At 64.5% G+C, this 15,046-nt stretch carries 14 protein-coding genes and 1 tRNA gene; 4 read left to right on the plus strand and 11 right to left on the minus strand.

Annotated features, from left to right (window positions below):
• The first annotated feature begins 202 nt into the window (after positions 1–202).
• Complete coding sequence (locus tag ACAM51_RS25515; protein WP_369642273.1) at positions 203–658, plus strand: hypothetical protein; 456 nt, start codon at positions 203–205, stop codon at positions 656–658.
• Between the two features lie 25 nt (positions 659–683).
• Here ACAM51_RS25515 and ACAM51_RS25520 read toward each other — a convergent pair whose 3' ends face one another.
• The 9 genes from ACAM51_RS25520 to ACAM51_RS25560 form a co-directional block, all read right to left on the minus strand.
• Positions 684–1,256 carry a hypothetical protein gene (locus tag ACAM51_RS25520; RefSeq protein ID WP_369642274.1) on the minus strand — a complete coding sequence of 191 codons (573 nt, stop codon included), beginning with the start codon at positions 1,254–1,256 and terminating at the stop codon, positions 684–686.
• An 80-nt stretch (positions 1,257–1,336) separates the two neighbouring features.
• The gene (locus ACAM51_RS25525; protein ID WP_369642275.1) at positions 1,337–2,014 is read right to left on the minus strand and encodes a hypothetical protein; all 678 of its coding nucleotides are present in this window, start codon (positions 2,012–2,014) and stop codon (positions 1,337–1,339) included.
• Positions 2,011–2,484: a DUF4274 domain-containing protein gene (locus ACAM51_RS25530; RefSeq protein WP_218338872.1), complete on the minus strand. Its 474-nt coding sequence runs from the start codon at positions 2,482–2,484 to the stop codon at positions 2,011–2,013. Before ACAM51_RS25530 ends, ACAM51_RS25525 begins: the two co-directional genes overlap by 4 nt.
• Positions 2,481–3,473: an SMI1/KNR4 family protein gene (locus ACAM51_RS25535; protein WP_369642276.1), complete on the minus strand. Its 993-nt coding sequence runs from the start codon at positions 3,471–3,473 to the stop codon at positions 2,481–2,483. The genes ACAM51_RS25530 and ACAM51_RS25535 overlap by 4 nt, the downstream gene beginning before the upstream one ends.
• 85 nt (positions 3,474–3,558) lie before the next feature.
• Positions 3,559–4,344 (minus strand): hypothetical protein, encoded by a 786-nt coding sequence (locus tag ACAM51_RS25540; RefSeq protein WP_369642277.1) that lies wholly within the window; start codon positions 4,342–4,344, stop codon positions 3,559–3,561.
• A gap of 292 nt (positions 4,345–4,636) precedes the next feature.
• A tRNA-Ser gene (locus ACAM51_RS25545) sits at positions 4,637–4,726 on the minus strand.
• Between the two features lie 66 nt (positions 4,727–4,792).
• Positions 4,793–6,013: a GGDEF domain-containing protein gene (locus tag ACAM51_RS25550; RefSeq protein ID WP_218338869.1), complete on the minus strand. Its 1,221-nt coding sequence runs from the start codon at positions 6,011–6,013 to the stop codon at positions 4,793–4,795.
• A 266-nt stretch (positions 6,014–6,279) separates the two neighbouring features.
• Positions 6,280–7,200 carry an SPFH domain-containing protein gene (locus ACAM51_RS25555; protein WP_218294296.1) on the minus strand — a complete coding sequence of 307 codons (921 nt, stop codon included), beginning with the start codon at positions 7,198–7,200 and terminating at the stop codon, positions 6,280–6,282.
• A 49-nt stretch (positions 7,201–7,249) separates the two neighbouring features.
• Positions 7,250–7,675 carry an NfeD family protein gene (locus tag ACAM51_RS25560; RefSeq protein ID WP_218294297.1) on the minus strand — a complete coding sequence of 142 codons (426 nt, stop codon included), beginning with the start codon at positions 7,673–7,675 and terminating at the stop codon, positions 7,250–7,252.
• Positions 7,676–7,819: 144 nt separating this feature from the next.
• On the opposite strand from ACAM51_RS25560, the gene ACAM51_RS25565 reads away from it, so the two are divergent.
• Positions 7,820–10,192 carry an Orn/Lys/Arg decarboxylase N-terminal domain-containing protein gene (locus tag ACAM51_RS25565; protein WP_369642278.1) on the plus strand — a complete coding sequence of 791 codons (2,373 nt, stop codon included), beginning with the start codon at positions 7,820–7,822 and terminating at the stop codon, positions 10,190–10,192.
• Between the two features lie 106 nt (positions 10,193–10,298).
• Here ACAM51_RS25565 and ACAM51_RS25570 read toward each other — a convergent pair whose 3' ends face one another.
• Positions 10,299–11,147: a DNA ligase gene (locus tag ACAM51_RS25570; protein ID WP_369642279.1), complete on the minus strand. Its 849-nt coding sequence runs from the start codon at positions 11,145–11,147 to the stop codon at positions 10,299–10,301.
• Between the two features lie 76 nt (positions 11,148–11,223).
• Positions 11,224–12,024, minus strand: coding sequence for an enoyl-ACP reductase FabI (fabI, locus tag ACAM51_RS25575; protein ID WP_218294300.1), 801 nt, complete (start codon positions 12,022–12,024; stop codon positions 11,224–11,226).
• 114 nt (positions 12,025–12,138) lie between these two features.
• Between fabI and ACAM51_RS25580 the strand changes: the two genes are divergently transcribed.
• Both ACAM51_RS25580 and ACAM51_RS25585 read left to right on the plus strand, forming a co-directional pair.
• Positions 12,139–13,947, plus strand: a complete 1,809-nt coding sequence (locus ACAM51_RS25580) for an extracellular solute-binding protein (RefSeq protein ID WP_369642280.1) — start codon at positions 12,139–12,141, stop codon at positions 13,945–13,947.
• Between the two features lie 42 nt (positions 13,948–13,989).
• Complete coding sequence (locus ACAM51_RS25585) at positions 13,990–15,021, plus strand: microcin C ABC transporter permease YejB (protein WP_218294302.1); 1,032 nt, start codon at positions 13,990–13,992, stop codon at positions 15,019–15,021.
• The last annotated feature ends 25 nt before the right edge of the window (positions 15,022–15,046 follow it).

Here is a 15,046-nt window from a genome sequence, read left to right on the forward strand (position 1 = left end):
CTGCCGCCAGCGCGGCCTGTGTCTGTGACAGCGCGAGCAGACCGGAATGCTCATGCTGCCCTTGCATGGGTCCGGTGATTGCGGGTGCCGGACTCCTGGCGATGGACTTGAGGTGGTAGCAGGTCATGGTCAGCGTGCAGCCAGGCTGCATGTCGTCATGCAGAATAATGTACCGATCTACTTCTTGCGCTCTGCGAACGCCATGACGGTTGCCTTTGCATTGCATCACCCGGAGGGCCTGCACATCGCGTGCGGGCTGCAAGAGGCAGTCCTGGTGGACCGTCATGCGGCACTGATCGTGGTGCCGCGCGTACCCCGGGCGGTGCAGGGTTCGGACTGGACCTGGCATCGTCTCAAGGCCTGGAGTGACGGCGGTTTCATGGTGGGCATCGAGCTGGCGTTCTTCCAAGGTTCCTTGTCCGAATGCTGGCTCTTCCACGATGACGACAGCCGCTATGGCAGGGATTGGAGCGATTGGTCCGAACGCAAGGAGCGTCGGCGCGCCAAGGCTTTGCGCGACTGGCTGGGCGCGCGGGGCTGGGCTTCTGGGCACCATGCCTGGGGCGAGGTTTGGGTGGGGTACGACCCGCGCACCGGCTTTGGGGGTGGCGGGGTGCGCTACGGCAGCGCAGATTCGCCCGCGGCCATGCGGGTGTGAAACCCCGATGTCACCGCGCCCGGCCTCAACGGCGTTCTGGCGCCCCGTGAAGAGGGCCCGGCTGGGCTCTGAGTTGCTGCTTGTTGCGGGCACGCGGCCGGTTTTCGCCCATGTCCCATTCCTGTACGTGGCCGCTAGGGCGGTGCAGCCCGAAATACCCTATCAGGCTGCTGCCCGTCCAGGTGCCGGCGTACCCCTGCGGTGCGGGTGAGAGGCTGTGCACACCGACCACGGTGTAGTGCGCCGATCGCTCATGGAGCGTACAGCGCAGTTTGCCGGCCTGGCCAGGGTAGAGGGATGCCGCCACGGCGAGAATGCGGGCGCACTCGCGCTGGGGTACCTCCGGTACCTTGTCCGCCGCCGCAGCGAGAGCTGATGCAAGCGCGCAAGCCAGCGCCAGCAGGGCGTGAAGGCCCAAATCGATGGCCCGGTCTTGCGCGCCCAACTGGCTGGAATGTCCGAACATGGCGTTTTGCCCTCTCCCATGAGGAGGGGCCAGAGAAGGTTTTTGGAGGCCGCTGAAGGCCGGTGTCATGCACTCCACATGCCCGATGCGCGAGCCGGGACGGAACAATACGATGGGATTGTCGTTTGCCATGGTGCGTGGGGTGTCGCGGCAGGGCAGTGCGTCTGCATCCGAAGCGCTGGATGCTGGCGAGGTGGAGCAGAAAGAAGAGGCTACGGAAGGTCCTGTGCGCGGGTGCCCAACTTGAGGCTGGCGCAGAACACCGAGAACTCGCCTTTCTCATCAATGGGTGGGTTTTGCAATTGGACGAAGAGGTCGGGTGCGAACTGCACCAGCGTGACATCGGCGCCGCCCGAGCCCGCATAGATGCCCGTGTAATTTTTGACCCGCTGACGCGACCAGCCCATGCGCACGGTGGTTTCGCCCTTCCATGCGGGTTTGCCGCAGAAGGTGGTGGCTTCAGCAGGCTGTGCGCCGGCCTGGGCATTCGACACCATCCATCGGCCGTCTTCCTCGCGCATGAATGTATCCAGGAGCGGACTGCCACCAGGCCATATGCGCACCACCTGCACACTCGGTCCCGGGGTACCGATGTTGATCACCCAATCGCACACGTTGTAGGGCGGCTGGCCGCCGTCTTCCTTGTCCTTGCATTCGCCCTTCTGCACAGGATCGGGCCGGGCCTTGACGATATTGATTGCGCACAAGCGCCCGTGGGGAGCGAGTTCCATCCGCTTGGGGCGGGTAGTCTTGTAGCCCACGGGTAGATCAAACTCGAGACCACAGGCGGCGACGGGGATCGTGGTGGGTTGGCCGGCTTGAGCGCAAGGGAGCATGCCCAGGGTGGCAAGCAACGCAAAGGCAGGTACTGTTCGCAAGGAAGGCTTCATCGGGGACTCTCTTTTGCATCGGAGGGCGCTGGCGGCGGCTGCATGAGCGGCGACCCCTTATGCTGTGCGCGGATGCTTTCCACGTAGGCCGGGCCAAACGCCCGGGCGCAGTCTGCTATTGGGTCGCATGCGATGCCTTGCAGTCGAAAGCCGTCGGGATAGCGTTGTTCAATAGCACAGAGCAGTGCATTCGCGTTCCAGCGCGCGGGCTCACCGTCCAGGGTGGCGCGGGCCTGCGGGTCGCCCAGCAATTCATGGAACTGCCAGTAGATGAAGAGGGCCGTGCCTGCGCCGCATTCAGGATGACCCACCACGCAACACAGAGGCTCGAAACCGTCGTTCGCGTTGTAGCTGCGACTGAAGCGGTCGAGTTGGTCGCTGGTGGTGAAGTGGGTGACGAGGGTGCACATCTCGTCATACCCGCATTCCAGGGCTTGCGCCACGCGATCGACAGTGTGTGTAGGGGTCATGCTCCTCCCTCGTCCCCGTTGCGCAGGCTCTGCAGCACCCTGGCGCTGAAATCCGGGCTCAAACGCCATTGGTTGTCGGCTTGCAGCAGATCACCTGCCATGGCGCGCGCCTGGAACCAGTCTTCCACGAACCCGGGTGCCCAGGCGCCGGTGCCGAAGTGTGCGCTGCCCACCATCGCGATGACTCCTGGGTAGGACTGCATAAAGCCTTCCTTCGACCGCACCGGCCGGCTGTGGCTCAGCAGCAGGAACTGGGTGGCGTACATCAGGTGCGAATTCGCGTCCGCATGCAGCGTGAAATAGCCCCTGTCCTCCACGATGGTCTCGGCCAGGCGGCGAATATTTGCGGGCATCTCCGGATCGGGCCACTGATCGCAGAGTTTCTGCAGCCGCGTGTTGAAAGGCGCGCTGCGCACATGTGCAAGGGCATCGTGCTTCACGTCCTCAGGATCGTCTTCGTACTCGGATGCATGCACGAGACCCCGCACGAAGGTTTCGAAATCCGCCGCGAGCGGGGTGATGCGGTAGTCCGCCTCCTGGTTGACGTGCACCACGCAAGGTTCGCCAGAAGGGCCACAGGCGCGATAGTCCAGCGCGATCATGTCGTGGCCGGCCGAGGGGCAGTCGCCGAAGTACACGCCGATGTCCGGGTAGTCCCATTCCTCGATCTTGAAACGGCTGCCGAGGCTGCCGCACAGGCTCCACTGCTTGCCGAATCCGATGCCCTTGAAGGCGCTGATCGCCACATGGTCCTCGGCCCAGGAGGTGGGCTGGTCGGTGGGGAAACGGCCGTGAGCGGGAATGCCGCCGTTCTGCGTCTGCATCAGCGCGATGTAGCTGGCCGGGAGTTTGTAGCCCAGTTCAGCCTCGACCGCCACAGTGGTTTCCGGCGAGGGCGCGGGCTCGACGTACTCCCTGCGCGCGTAGTCACTGTCTACCCAGAACCCGACAAGGTCGAAACCGGCAAAAGGCGGTTTACCTGCGTTCATGCGTCCGTTCTCCCCTCGCTGGCTCGTTCATGGATTTGCACGTGGAATTTTCCTCGCTGGCAATCAGGATCCGCCAGACCCGGCCTTACTGCCACTCCACCACATAGTCGTCTTTCAGCCGCCGCCCGGTGTTCATTTCGGGTTCGGGCAGATAGCTGCCAGCATCTCGCTCCTGGCCCTGGAAGCGCACCTGGCGCTGCGCGCGCAGCACCTGCCGGCCGTCCGCGCCAGAGGCGGCCTGGCCCCACACCGCCGATTCGGCCGCGTTGTTGGCCGTCATGTTGGTGTGCAGCAGCACCCGGCCGTCGCGCTCCACCAGGATCAGCAGCCAGCCGCTGCCGTAGATGGCGGTAAGCGGTGCATCGGCATGCACCAGGCGCGCCACGCCGTTGCGGCCGGTGCCGGTGCGCGTCTTCATCAGGTTCAGGAATGCGCTGCTGGTGATCTGCGCGCGCTCGAAGTCGCGCCGCAAGGCGGCAACATGGCGCTGGGCTAGGCAATCTGACAGGGACTCCACCTCCTGCTGCGTAAACGCCGAGGGCGGCAGGTACAGGGTGTCGCCGCGGTCGTGGCCGCTGCGCTTGCTGGCGCCGCTCGTATCCAGGTTCAGGCCCAGGTTGTAGATGCGCGGGCTTGCCTGGCGCAGCCAGGGATCGAGGTTCTTGTAGTAGGCCTCGTAGTGGATGGCGGCCAGCACGACACCCCGGTAGCGGTAGCGCAGCTCTGCGCGCGAGCCGCCGGCCTCGTTCTCGCCCCAGGGCCGGGCGTCGACGATGAAATCGCCGCCGGGACAAGCCAGGTGCGTGACGGGCTGGAAGGATTGAGCCATGGCATGCGCTCCCATGAGGACGAGGCCGGAAAAGACTGTCATGAGGCGTTTCAATGCCAACACCATAAACCCCTTGCGCTCTTCTCGCATCTGGCATGCAGGGCCTGCACAATGGCGCCTCCAACACTGGCGAGATCAGCGTTGATGCAGGGCAACGGACAGCCCCGTGGAGCCTGTTCGGCCTCCAGGAGCGAGGGGCACTATGCCTCAACGGGGTAGCGTTGAACCCGTCAGGTCAAAAAAAAGCCCCATCTGTGAAGAAGGGGCTTTGGATGTGCGGGACTTCATGGGACGGATTGATCAATCTGTCCAGGTCCTTGATTTTTTAGCTTACTGGCGGAGAGGGCGGGATTCGAACCCGCGGTGGGGATTAGCCCACACACGCTTTCCAGGCGTGCGACTTAAACCGCTCATCCACCTCTCCGAAGCCCTCTATTGTAGCAGTGATTTTGGGTGTTTTCTGTGGTCGACTTGATTTTACTGGTGGCTCTTAGTGGGCTGGCGACGCTGCGAGTGGTTCTGTTTTCATGGAGGGGCTTGCTTGTACGGCATCATCGTTCCTCTCGATGCGGTTGCGTCCAGCATTCTTGCCACGGTACAGCGCTGCATCGGCTTGCTGCATGGCGCGGTCAAGTTCCTGTGGGTCGGCGAAACCTGGCGAGATGCCGATGGTCACTGTGCAGCGGATGGGGCCGCCTGGTGCCGCGGCGGTCATCACTTCGGTGTTTTCGATGGCGGCGCGCGTGCGTTCCGCCAGGCGCATGGCGACCTCTGCATCGGTGTTCAGGCAGATGACAACGAACTCTTCTCCACCCAAGCGGCAAGCGAGGTCTCCCTGGCGGGCAGTCTCTCTCAGCACATCGGCCACATGGCACAGAACGGTATCGCCGACCTGATGGCCGTAGCTGTCGTTGATGTGTTTGAAATGATCGATGTCCACGATCAGCAGGTGCGCAGGACCTGCAGTGCGTGAGCGGAAATGCGCCTGCAACCCTTCGAGCAGGCCGCGCCGGTTCAGCAGCCGTGTCAGTGGGTCGTGGGCCGCCATGGCGCGCAGTTCATCGGTGAGCCGGCGCAACACCAGCCAGACAATGGACGGTGCCAGCACGGTCGCCAGAAAGGACATGTACAGATAGAACACGGTCTGGAAACGGCTGTCCATGTCCAGTGCCTCCAGTCCGTTCTGGAGAACGGTCACGAACTTCACCGCATTCAGGGCGAATATGCCGCCGATCAGGGCGGCGAACAGCACCATCTCCACGCGCAGATCTCTGGCAAACGTGCGTGCGCCATGGATCACGGTGGCCATCATGGCCGCAAAGAGCAGGGCAGACGCGCCCGCCAGCATGGCATAACGGGCCGCTGTTCCCAGCGTCCACTGCGCCACCACCTGCGCTGCGGTGTAGGCCAGTGCCAGTGTGAGGAGAGGGCGCCAGAGCGGAGCCGGGCGGCCAAAGAACCGCATGGCACCGACTCCGTAGACGGCTGGTGCACACAGGGTGAGCGTATGGTTGACCACGCTCATCGCGTTCCATCCCGGAGGGCCGCCCGCCAGTTGCAGCACGTAGGCTGAACCCAGCAGGAAGTTTCCGATGGCGAACACTTCCATGCCCATCTTCTTGCCGTGCAGGCGCGTGCTGATCAGCAGGAACATGGCGCCAAAGCACAGCAGATGCACGCATAGCATGCCGACGATGAGGGTGGCGCCCATGGGTTCTTGTACGTGAAGGTGTCTCGGTGGGAAGGCGAAATGGCCGCTCATCCTAGCCGACGCCATGTTGGCTGCACCGTGATGCATTCACGACGCTTCCGGCTCGGTGCAGGGGTCAGGGCAACGGCTGGCGGTCTGGACGAACCTCCATGCACGGAATCGCAAGTAAAGACTGGCGCCGGACGCTGGTGGCCTGTGCCCTGCAGCGTGTGCCGTTCACCCATTGGATGCGGTCAAGGCCGACGGCATCGGCCTGTCGCGAGGTCTCAGTTGCGTGGCGTGCCCGTGGTTTGCACCATCTTCATTGCCGAGCCAATCAGTGCCGACACCTCGGTCATGTTGCTGGGCACGATGAGCGTGGTGTTCGAGTCCGCAGCCACCTGGCTGTATGCCTCCACCGCCTTTTCCGCGACCTTGAGCTGGACGGCTTGCTCGCCACCCGGCTGGCGGATGGCCGATGCCACGCGTTCGATGGCCTGGGCATTGGCTTCGGCCACGGCCTTGATGGATTCGGCCTCGCCCTGGGCCTTGTTGATGACGGCCTGCTTTTCGCCCTCGGATCGCGCGATGAAGGCCTCGCGCTCGCCGGTGGCGATGTTGATCTGCTCCTGGCGGCGGCCTTCGGAGGCGGCGATGAGGGCGCGCTTTTCACGCTCGGCCGTGATCTGGGCCTGCATGGCATGCAGGATTTCCTTCGGGGGGGTCAGGTCCTTGATTTCGTAGCGCAGCACCTTCACGCCCCAGTTCAACGCGGCTTCGTCGATGGCCTGCACGACCTGGGCGTTGATGATGTCGCGCTCTTCAAAGGTCTTGTCCAGTTCCAGCTTGCCGATGACCGATCGCAGCGAGGTCTGCGCCAGCTGCGTCACCGCCATGATGTAGTTGCTGGAGCCATAGCTTGCCCGCATGGGGTCGGTGACCTGGAAGTAGAGGATGCCGTCCACCTGCAGCTGGGTGTTGTCGCGCGTGATGCAGATCTGGCTGGGAACGTCGAGCGGGATTTCCTTCAGGCTGTGCTTGTAGGCGACCTTGTCGACAAAGGGCACCAGGAAGTTCAGTCCCGGTGTGAGGGTGCCGGCATATTTGCCCAGGCGTTCCTTGACCCAGGCGTTCTGCTGGGGGACGACCTTGACCGAGCGCGCGATGAAGATCACGGCAATGACGAGAATGACGATGGCAATTTCCATGAAGGACCTCTCTTTTCTTTTCTGGGAGTGAAGCGTTGGCGGCCGCTACCTACAGCGGATCGACCAGCAGGCGGTTGCCCACCAGTTCGGCCACGCGGTGCATGCCCGTGGAGGGCGTGACGCCCGGGCGGTGAATGGCTGTCCAGGTGGCGCCGCGGTATTTCACCGTGGTGGTTCCGTCCGGGTTCCAGCCTTCGATGAGGATGGTCTCGCCAACGTCCATGTTCACGCTGCGGTCGGCGCGGGCGGACGGGTCTCCGGGACGTTTTTTCTTGAGGTAGTACCAGCCCACCACCGCCCCACCGCCCACGATGGCGGCGGCCACGATCTGCACCGTGACCGGCAGGCCCAGGTGCGCGGCCAGGGCGGCTGCCACCAGGCCCACCGCCACCATGAGCAGGTAGAAAGTGCCCGTGAGCAATTCCGCGACGACCACAGCGCCCGCGGCCAGCCACCAGATGGTGGATTCCTCCATAGCCGACTCCTCGTTGTTTGTGTTTAGTGCACCACATTCTGGGTCAAAAGCATGGCAGTTCAAAGGCGCGTCAACGTTATTCCTTACACTTCGCGCCTATTTCGTTTTTTGGCCGGGCAGGGCACGGTTGCACGGAGGCTGCGCATGAAGTTTCGCTTTCCCATCATCATCATCGATGAAGACTATCGTTCCGAGAACACTTCGGGCCTCGGTATCCGCGCGCTGGCGCAGGCCATCGAGTCCGAGGGTTTCGAGGTTGTGGGGGTCACCAGCTACGGCGATCTGTCGCAGTTCGCGCAGCAGCAAAGCCGTGCCAGCGCCTTCATCCTGTCCATCGACGATGAAGAATTCACCGTGGGCGAGGGGCTCGACCCCATCGTGCTGAGCCTGCGCAACTTCATCGGCGAGGTGCGGCGCAAGAACACCGAGGTGCCGATCTACGTGCACGGAGAGACCAAGACCAGCCGCCACCTGCCCAACGACATCCTGCGCGAGCTGCACGGCTTCATCCATATGTTCGAGGACACGCCCGAGTTCGTGGCGCGCCACATCATCCGCGAAGCCAAGAGCTACCTGGAGAGCGTGCAGCCGCCGTTCTTCAAGGCGCTGCTGGACTACGCCGAAGACGGCTCGTACAGCTGGCACTGCCCCGGCCATTCGGGCGGCGTGGCGTTCCTGAAAAGCCCCGTGGGCCAGATGTACCACCAGTTCTACGGCGAGAACATGCTGCGCGCCGATGTCTGCAACGCGGTGGAAGAGCTCGGCCAGCTGCTGGACCACAACGGCGCCATCGGCGAAAGCGAGCGCAATGCCGCGCGCATCTTCAATGCCGACCACTGCTTCTTCGTGACCAACGGCACCAGCACGTCCAACAAGATGGTGTGGCACCACACGGTGGCCCCGGGCGACGTGGTGGTGGTGGACCGCAATTGCCACAAGTCCATCCTGCACAGCATCATCATGACCGGGGCCATCCCCGTGTTCATGAAGCCCACGCGCAACCACTTCGGCATCATCGGGCCCATCCCGCAAAGCGAGTTCGAGCCCAAGGCCATCGAGGCCAAGATCAAGTCCAATCCGCTGCTCAAGGGCGTGGATGCCAAGAAGGTCAAGCCGCGCGTGCTCACGCTCACCCAGTCCACCTACGACGGCGTGCTGTACAACACCGAGACCATCAAGGGCATGCTCGACGGCTATGTGGACAACCTGCACTTCGACGAGGCCTGGCTGCCGCACGCGGCCTTCCACCCGTTCTATGGCAGCTACCATGCCATGGGCAAGAAGCGCACGCGCCCCAAGTATTCGGTGACCTACGCCACGCAGTCCATCCACAAGCTGCTGGCGGGCATCAGCCAGGCCAGCCATGTGCTGGTGCAGGATTCGCAGACCACGAAACTCGACAGGCACCTCTTCAATGAGGCCTACCTGATGCACACCAGCACCAGCCCGCAGTACAGCATCATCGCCAGCTGCGACGTGGCCGCCGCCATGATGGAGCCGCCCGGCGGCACGGCCCTGGTGGAAGAAAGCCTGCTCGAAGCGCTGGACTTCCGCCGCGCCATGCGCCAGGTGGAAGATGACTTCGGCAAGAACGACTGGTGGTTCAAGGTCTGGGGGCCGGACAAGCTCGTGGACGAAGGGCTGGGCCGGGCCGAGGACTGGATCATCCGCAGCGATGGCAAGGGCAAGAAGAACGGCAGCAAGTGGCACGGTTTCGGCCAGCTGGCCGACGGCTTCAACATGCTGGACCCGATCAAGTCCACCATCGTCACGCCGGGCCTGAACCTGGACGGCAAGTTCGACAAGACCGGGATTCCCGCGTCCATCGTGACCAAGTACCTTGCCGAGCACGGCGTGGTGGTGGAGAAGACCGGCCTGTACAGCTTCTTCATCATGTTCACCATCGGCATCACCAAGGGCCGCTGGAACACGCTGCTCACGGCGCTGCAGCAGTTCAAGGACGACTACGAGAAGAACCAGCCCATGTGGCGCATCCTTCCCGAGTTCTGCCAGCAGCACAAGCGCTACGAACGCATGGGCCTCAAGGACCTGTGCCAGCACGTGCACGAGATGTATGCCAAGTACGACATCGCGCGCCTGACGACCGAGATGTACCTGTCGGACCTCACGCCCGCCATGAAGCCCTCGGACGCGTACGCGCACATCGCGCACCGCCAGACCGAGCGGGTGGAGATCGACCACCTGGAAGGCCGCATCACCGTGGGCCTGGTCACGCCGTACCCGCCGGGCATTCCGCTCTTGATCCCCGGCGAGGTGTTCAACAAGAAGATCGTGGACTACCTCAAGTTCGCCCGCGAATTCGCCAAGCTGTGCCCGGGCTTCGAGACCGACATCCACGGCCTGGTGGAGGTGGAGGACGAGAACGGCCAGGTGCGGTACTACGCCGATTGCGTGGCCGATGCGAACAAGGCCTCCGGCAAGAACCCCAAGCCGCTGGCCACCGCCAAGAACCTGGTGCAGGTGGGGGACGACGGCCCTTACGGGCGCATTGTCTGAAGGCCCGCGCGGACTCTTGGTTAGGGCATGAAGATGGCGGGAGCGCTTGAATGACAAGCGCTCATTGCTATATTTTCAATAGCAAATGCGCGCAAGACATGCCTGCTCAGCGTGCGGGCATGTCCTCGCGTACGCGCACGAAGCTGGCAAACCGGGGCAGCCCGCCCCCGTGCGTGCCGCGATAGCGGTAGGTCACCCAGCTTCCCACCGGCGGTGGATGGCTGCGGTCGGCTTCGGTGAATCCTGCGCCCAGCCGGAAGCGCTGGCCCGAAGGCATCTCCACCAGCAGCGCGCCCATGCGCCCGGCATGACGGCCCTTGCCGGGCAGGTGGGCGACCACGCGGGCCTCGGTGTCTTCGTGGGTCTTGACCTTGACCAGATCGTCGCTGCGTCCTGACCGGTACAGCGAGGCGCCCCGGTGCAGCATCAGGCCTTCGCCCCCCGCACGCACCGTGCGCTGCAGCAGCGACTGCAGGGCGGCGTCGCTGGCCACGCGCTGTTGCGGCACGGCCTGCACCCAGGGCTGGCCGATGCCCGCGACCAGGGCGTTGAGCGCGGCGAGCCGTTCATCGAATGTGCCGCCGTGCCGGGGCAGGTCGAACACCATGAGCCGCATCTGGCGCCAGGCGGCGTCATCGGGCTGCTGCTGCCGCGCGGTGGACTGCGCCTGGCTGAATCGGCCACGCCCGGCCCACAGTTCACCGTCCATGGGGGTATCGGGCCACCCGGCGGTGAACCAGGCCGGGGCGGCAATCGTCTCGCCGCCGCGTGTGCGCAAGATCTGGCCGTCCCAGTAGCCGCGCACACCGTCGTATTTTTCGCTGACCCAGTAGTCCGCCAACGGCATGCCAGGCCGGTACACATTGGCCAGCAGCAGCGCGGGCGCATCCGCCGCACGGGCGCCGGGCAGGGCCGTGGTCCACGCCAGCCATGCCAGGCAGCTTCTGCGGCGCATATGCTATTGAATGTGTAGCGGATTGCGCTTTGCCATCAAGCGCTGGCGCGAATTCTGGTTCGTATTTCCTGGCGGGTCAGACCTGGTCGGCGCTCAGCCCGGCCGTCTGGCTGAAGCCTCCGTCCACGTAGGTGATTTCGGCGGTCATGCCCGAAGCCAGGTCGGACAGCAGGAACGCCGCCACATTGCCCACGTCTTCGATCGTCACATTGCGGCGCAGCGGCGAGGCGTCGGCCACGCGGCTGAGCAGCTTGCCGAAGTCCTTGATGCCGCTGGCGGCCAGCGTCTTGATGGGGCCGGCGCTGATGCCGTTGGCGCGGATGGCGCGGCCGTCCTCGGTGCGGCCCACGGCTTCGGCCAGGTAGCGCACGGAGGCTTCCAGGCTTGCCTTGGCCAGGCCCATGGTGTTGTAGTTGGGAATGGTGCGCAGCGCGCCCAGGTAGCTCAAGGTGAGCAGCGACGACTTGTCGTTCAGGTAGGGCAGGGCGGCCTTGGCCATGGCCGGGAAGCTGTAGGCGCTGATGTCGTGGGCGATGCGGAAGCCCTCGCGCGAGAGGCCCTCGAGGAAGTTGCCGGCGATCGCCTCGCGGGGGGCGAAGCCGATGCTGTGCACGAAACCGTCGAACTTGGGCCACACCTGGGCCAGGTCCGCGAACATGCGCTCGATCTGCTCGTCGCTGCCCACGTCGCAGTCAAAGATCAGCTTGGAGTCGAACTCGGCGGCAAAGTCGGTGATACGGTCCTTGAAGCGGTCGCCCACGTAGCTGAAGGCCAGCTCGGCGCCCTGCGCGTGGCAGGCCTTGGCGATGCCGTAGGCGATGGAACGGTTGGACAGCACACCCGTGATGAGCAGCTTCTTGCCGGTCAGAAAACCCATTGTTGTTCTCCTGTGGAATGCGGAAATTGGCGTGGGCCGTGGCGCCCTGGCGGCCTGCGGGGGAATCTCCACAGCCTGCGCGGCGGCACCTTCGGCGTAGTGCAGAATTGTCGCATGCGGTTCTGGCTGACTTTTCTGCTGATGGGGTGTGCCGTCCCGGCGTGGGCCGCGCATGGGTACGCGCTGTGGGGCGACCTCAAGTACCCGGCGGGTTTTGCGCATTTCGACTATGTGAACCCCGCGGCCCCCAAGGGCGGCGAGCTGCGCATGGTGAGCAACCTGCGCTATTCCACGTTCGACAAGTACAACCCGTTCACCATGAAGGGCTCGGTGCCCGCGTACCTGAGCGACCTGTTGTTCGAGACCTTGCTGACCGGCTCCATGGACGAGACGGCCTCCGCCTATGGCCTGCTGGCCGAGGATGTGCAGGTGGCCGACGACCGGTTGAGCGCCACGTTCCGCCTGCGCCCCGAGGCGCGCTTTCACAACGGCGATCCCGTCGAGGCCGCGGACGTCAAGTACAGCTACGACACGCTGATCGGCCCCTACGCGTCGCCCAGCTACGCCACGCTGCTGCAGGAGGTGGCGGGCGTCGAGGTGCTGGACACGCGCACCGTGCGTTTTCGATTCAAGCAGCCCAACCGCGAACTGCCGTTGACCGCCGGGGGCATCCCGGTCTTCAGCCGCGCCTGGGGGCGCCAGCCCGATGGCAAGGCCAAGCGCTTTGACGAGATCGTGACCGACATTCCCATTGGCAGCGGCCCCTACCGCATCGGGCCGATGAAGTTCGGCCGCGACATCACCTACGAGCGCGATCCCCAGTACTGGGGCCGTAACCTCAACGTCAACCGCGGCGCCTTCAATTTCGACCGCATCACGGTCAAGATCTACAAGGACAACACCGCGCGGCTGGAGGCCATGAAGGCCGGCGAGTTCGATTTCATGACCATCTATTCGGCGGGCGACTGGGCCCGCCGCATCGATGGCAAGCTCTTCAAGCAGGGCGTGCTGGTCAAGAAGGACATGGCGCACAGGCTGCCCGCGGGGTTCCAGAGCTACGTGCTCAACACGCGCCGACCCATCCTCCAGGACGTCCGCGTGCGCGAGGCGCTGGGCCTGGCCATCGACTACGAGTGGATGAACCGCCAGATGTTCTATGGCGGCTACCCGCGCGTGAAGGACCTGTTCGGAAACACCAGCTGCGAAGCCACGGGTACGCCGGGGCCTGAGGAGCTGGCCCTGCTGGAGCCCTGGCGCGGCAAGGTGCCCGACGCCGTGTTCGGCCCCATGTACACGCCGCCCGTGACGGAGGGAGACGGCCATTCGCTGCGCGACAACCTGCGCCGCGCCCGCCAGCTGCTGGCCGATGCGGGGTGGACGTACCGCGACGGCGCTCTGCGCAACGCCAAGGGCGATCCCATGGAGATCGAATACCTGGACAGCAAGGAAGCGGGGGCCCGGACCGTCACCCCCTGGATGCGCAATCTGGAAAAGCTCGGCATCACGCTGCGGTTCTCGTCGGTGGACTTTGCGCTGTACCTGCAGCGCATGGACAAGTTCGACTACGACATGGTCAGCCTGAACTACCCCGGCACCTACAACCCGGGGCAGGCCATGAAGGAGCTGTTCGGCAGCAAGGGGGCCGATGTGGAAGGCTCCAGCAACCACGCGGGCGTGAAGAGCCCTGCGGTGGATGCCCTGGTGACGGCGCTGACCCGTGCGCGCAGCCAGTCGGAGATGCTGCCCGCCTGCCGCGCGCTGGACCGCGTGATCATGCACAGCCACTACCTCATACCGCAGTGGACGCTGGCCTCGCACCGCGTGGTGTACAACCAGCAGCGCCTGGCCTACAAGGAGCCGATGCCGCCCTATGCCAAGGCGGAGGAATGGCTCATGTACTCATGGTGGAGCCTCAAGCCATGACCCCGAAGCCGCCGCAGCCCTGAGAGTCACCCTTTCCATCCCATGCTCGCCTACATCGCTAAACGCCTGCTGCTGATGCTGCCCACCCTGCTGGGGGTGCTGCTCGTGACTTTCGCGGTGATCCAGTTCGTGCCGGGGGGGCCGGTGGAGCAGTACCTGGCCGAAGCGCGCACGGCCGCGGGCAAGAGCGGCGTGGAATCGGGCGGCATGGCCTACCGGGGCGACCAGGGCGTGGACCCCAAGCGGCTTGCGCAGATCAAGGCGCTGTACGGCTTCGACAAGCCCGCGCACGAGCGTTTCCTGCAGATGCTGGGGCAGTTTGCGCGCTTCGACCTGGGCCAGAGCTTTTTCCAGAACAAGGCCGTCTGGGATCTGGTGAAGGAAAAGCTCCCCGTCTCCATCAGCCTGGGCCTGTGGACCTTCTTCATCAGCTACCTGGTGGCCGTGCCGCTGGGTGTGGCCAAGGCGGTGCGGGCGGGCTCGCGGTTCGACCTCGTGACCACGCTGATCATCCTGGTGGGCTATGCCATTCCGGGTTTCGTGCTGGGCGTGGCGCTGCTGGTGATCTTTGGCGGGCAGCTGCAGTGGTTCCCGCTCAGGGGCCTGACCTCGGCCAACTGGGACGAGCTTTCCTGGGGCGCGCGCATCGTGGACTACCTGTGGCACATCACGCTGCCCGTCACGGCCATGGTGCTGGGCAGCTTCGCGGTGACGGCCATGCTCACCAAGAACGCGTTCCTGGAAGAGATCCGCAAGCAGTACGTCCTCACGGCCCGCGCCAAGGGCCTGTCGGAGCGGCAGGTGCTGTGGAAGCACGTGTTTCGCAACGCGCTCATCCCCATCATCACCGGGTTTCCGGCCGCGTTCGTCGGTGCGTTCTTCACGGGCTCGCTCCTGATCGAGACACTGTTCTCCCTCGACGGGCTGGGCCTGCTCAGCTACGACAGCGTCATCCGCCGCGACTACCCCGTGGTGCTGGGCACGCTGTACCTGTTCACGCTGATCGGCCTGGTGACCAAGCTGGTCAGCGACCTGTGCTACGTGTGGGTGGACCCCCGCGTGAAGTTTGACTAGCCCGCCAGCCCGCCCAGCCAGCTTG

The sequence above is a fragment of the Acidovorax sp. A79 genome, assembly GCF_041154505.1.
Taxonomy (GTDB): domain Bacteria; phylum Pseudomonadota; class Gammaproteobacteria; order Burkholderiales; family Burkholderiaceae_C; genus Acidovorax.

Excerpts from the sequence above, each read along its gene's own strand:
- ACAM51_RS25515 (WP_369642273.1), top strand. The coding sequence starts at position 203 with ATGACGGTTGCCTTTGCATTGCATCACCCGGAGGGCCTGCACATCGCG.
- ACAM51_RS25520 (WP_369642274.1), bottom strand. The coding sequence starts at position 1,256 with ATGGCAAACGACAATCCCATCGTATTGTTCCGTCCCGGCTCGCGCATC.
- ACAM51_RS25525 (WP_369642275.1), bottom strand. The coding sequence starts at position 2,014 with ATGAAGCCTTCCTTGCGAACAGTACCTGCCTTTGCGTTGCTTGCCACC.
- ACAM51_RS25530 (WP_218338872.1), bottom strand. The coding sequence starts at position 2,484 with ATGACCCCTACACACACTGTCGATCGCGTGGCGCAAGCCCTGGAATGC.
- ACAM51_RS25535 (WP_369642276.1), bottom strand. The coding sequence starts at position 3,473 with ATGAACGCAGGTAAACCGCCTTTTGCCGGTTTCGACCTTGTCGGGTTC.
- ACAM51_RS25540 (WP_369642277.1), bottom strand. The coding sequence starts at position 4,344 with ATGACAGTCTTTTCCGGCCTCGTCCTCATGGGAGCGCATGCCATGGCT.
- ACAM51_RS25550 (WP_218338869.1), bottom strand. The coding sequence starts at position 6,013 with ATGGGCGCCACCCTCATCGTCGGCATGCTATGCGTGCATCTGCTGTGC.
- ACAM51_RS25555 (WP_218294296.1), bottom strand. The coding sequence starts at position 7,200 with ATGGAAATTGCCATCGTCATTCTCGTCATTGCCGTGATCTTCATCGCG.
- ACAM51_RS25560 (WP_218294297.1), bottom strand. The coding sequence starts at position 7,675 with ATGGAGGAATCCACCATCTGGTGGCTGGCCGCGGGCGCTGTGGTCGTC.
- ACAM51_RS25565 (WP_369642278.1), top strand. The coding sequence starts at position 7,820 with ATGAAGTTTCGCTTTCCCATCATCATCATCGATGAAGACTATCGTTCC.
- ACAM51_RS25570 (WP_369642279.1), bottom strand. The coding sequence starts at position 11,147 with ATGCGCCGCAGAAGCTGCCTGGCATGGCTGGCGTGGACCACGGCCCTG.
- fabI (WP_218294300.1), bottom strand. The coding sequence starts at position 12,024 with ATGGGTTTTCTGACCGGCAAGAAGCTGCTCATCACGGGTGTGCTGTCC.
- ACAM51_RS25580 (WP_369642280.1), top strand. The coding sequence starts at position 12,139 with ATGCGGTTCTGGCTGACTTTTCTGCTGATGGGGTGTGCCGTCCCGGCG.
- ACAM51_RS25585 (WP_218294302.1), top strand. The coding sequence starts at position 13,990 with ATGCTCGCCTACATCGCTAAACGCCTGCTGCTGATGCTGCCCACCCTG.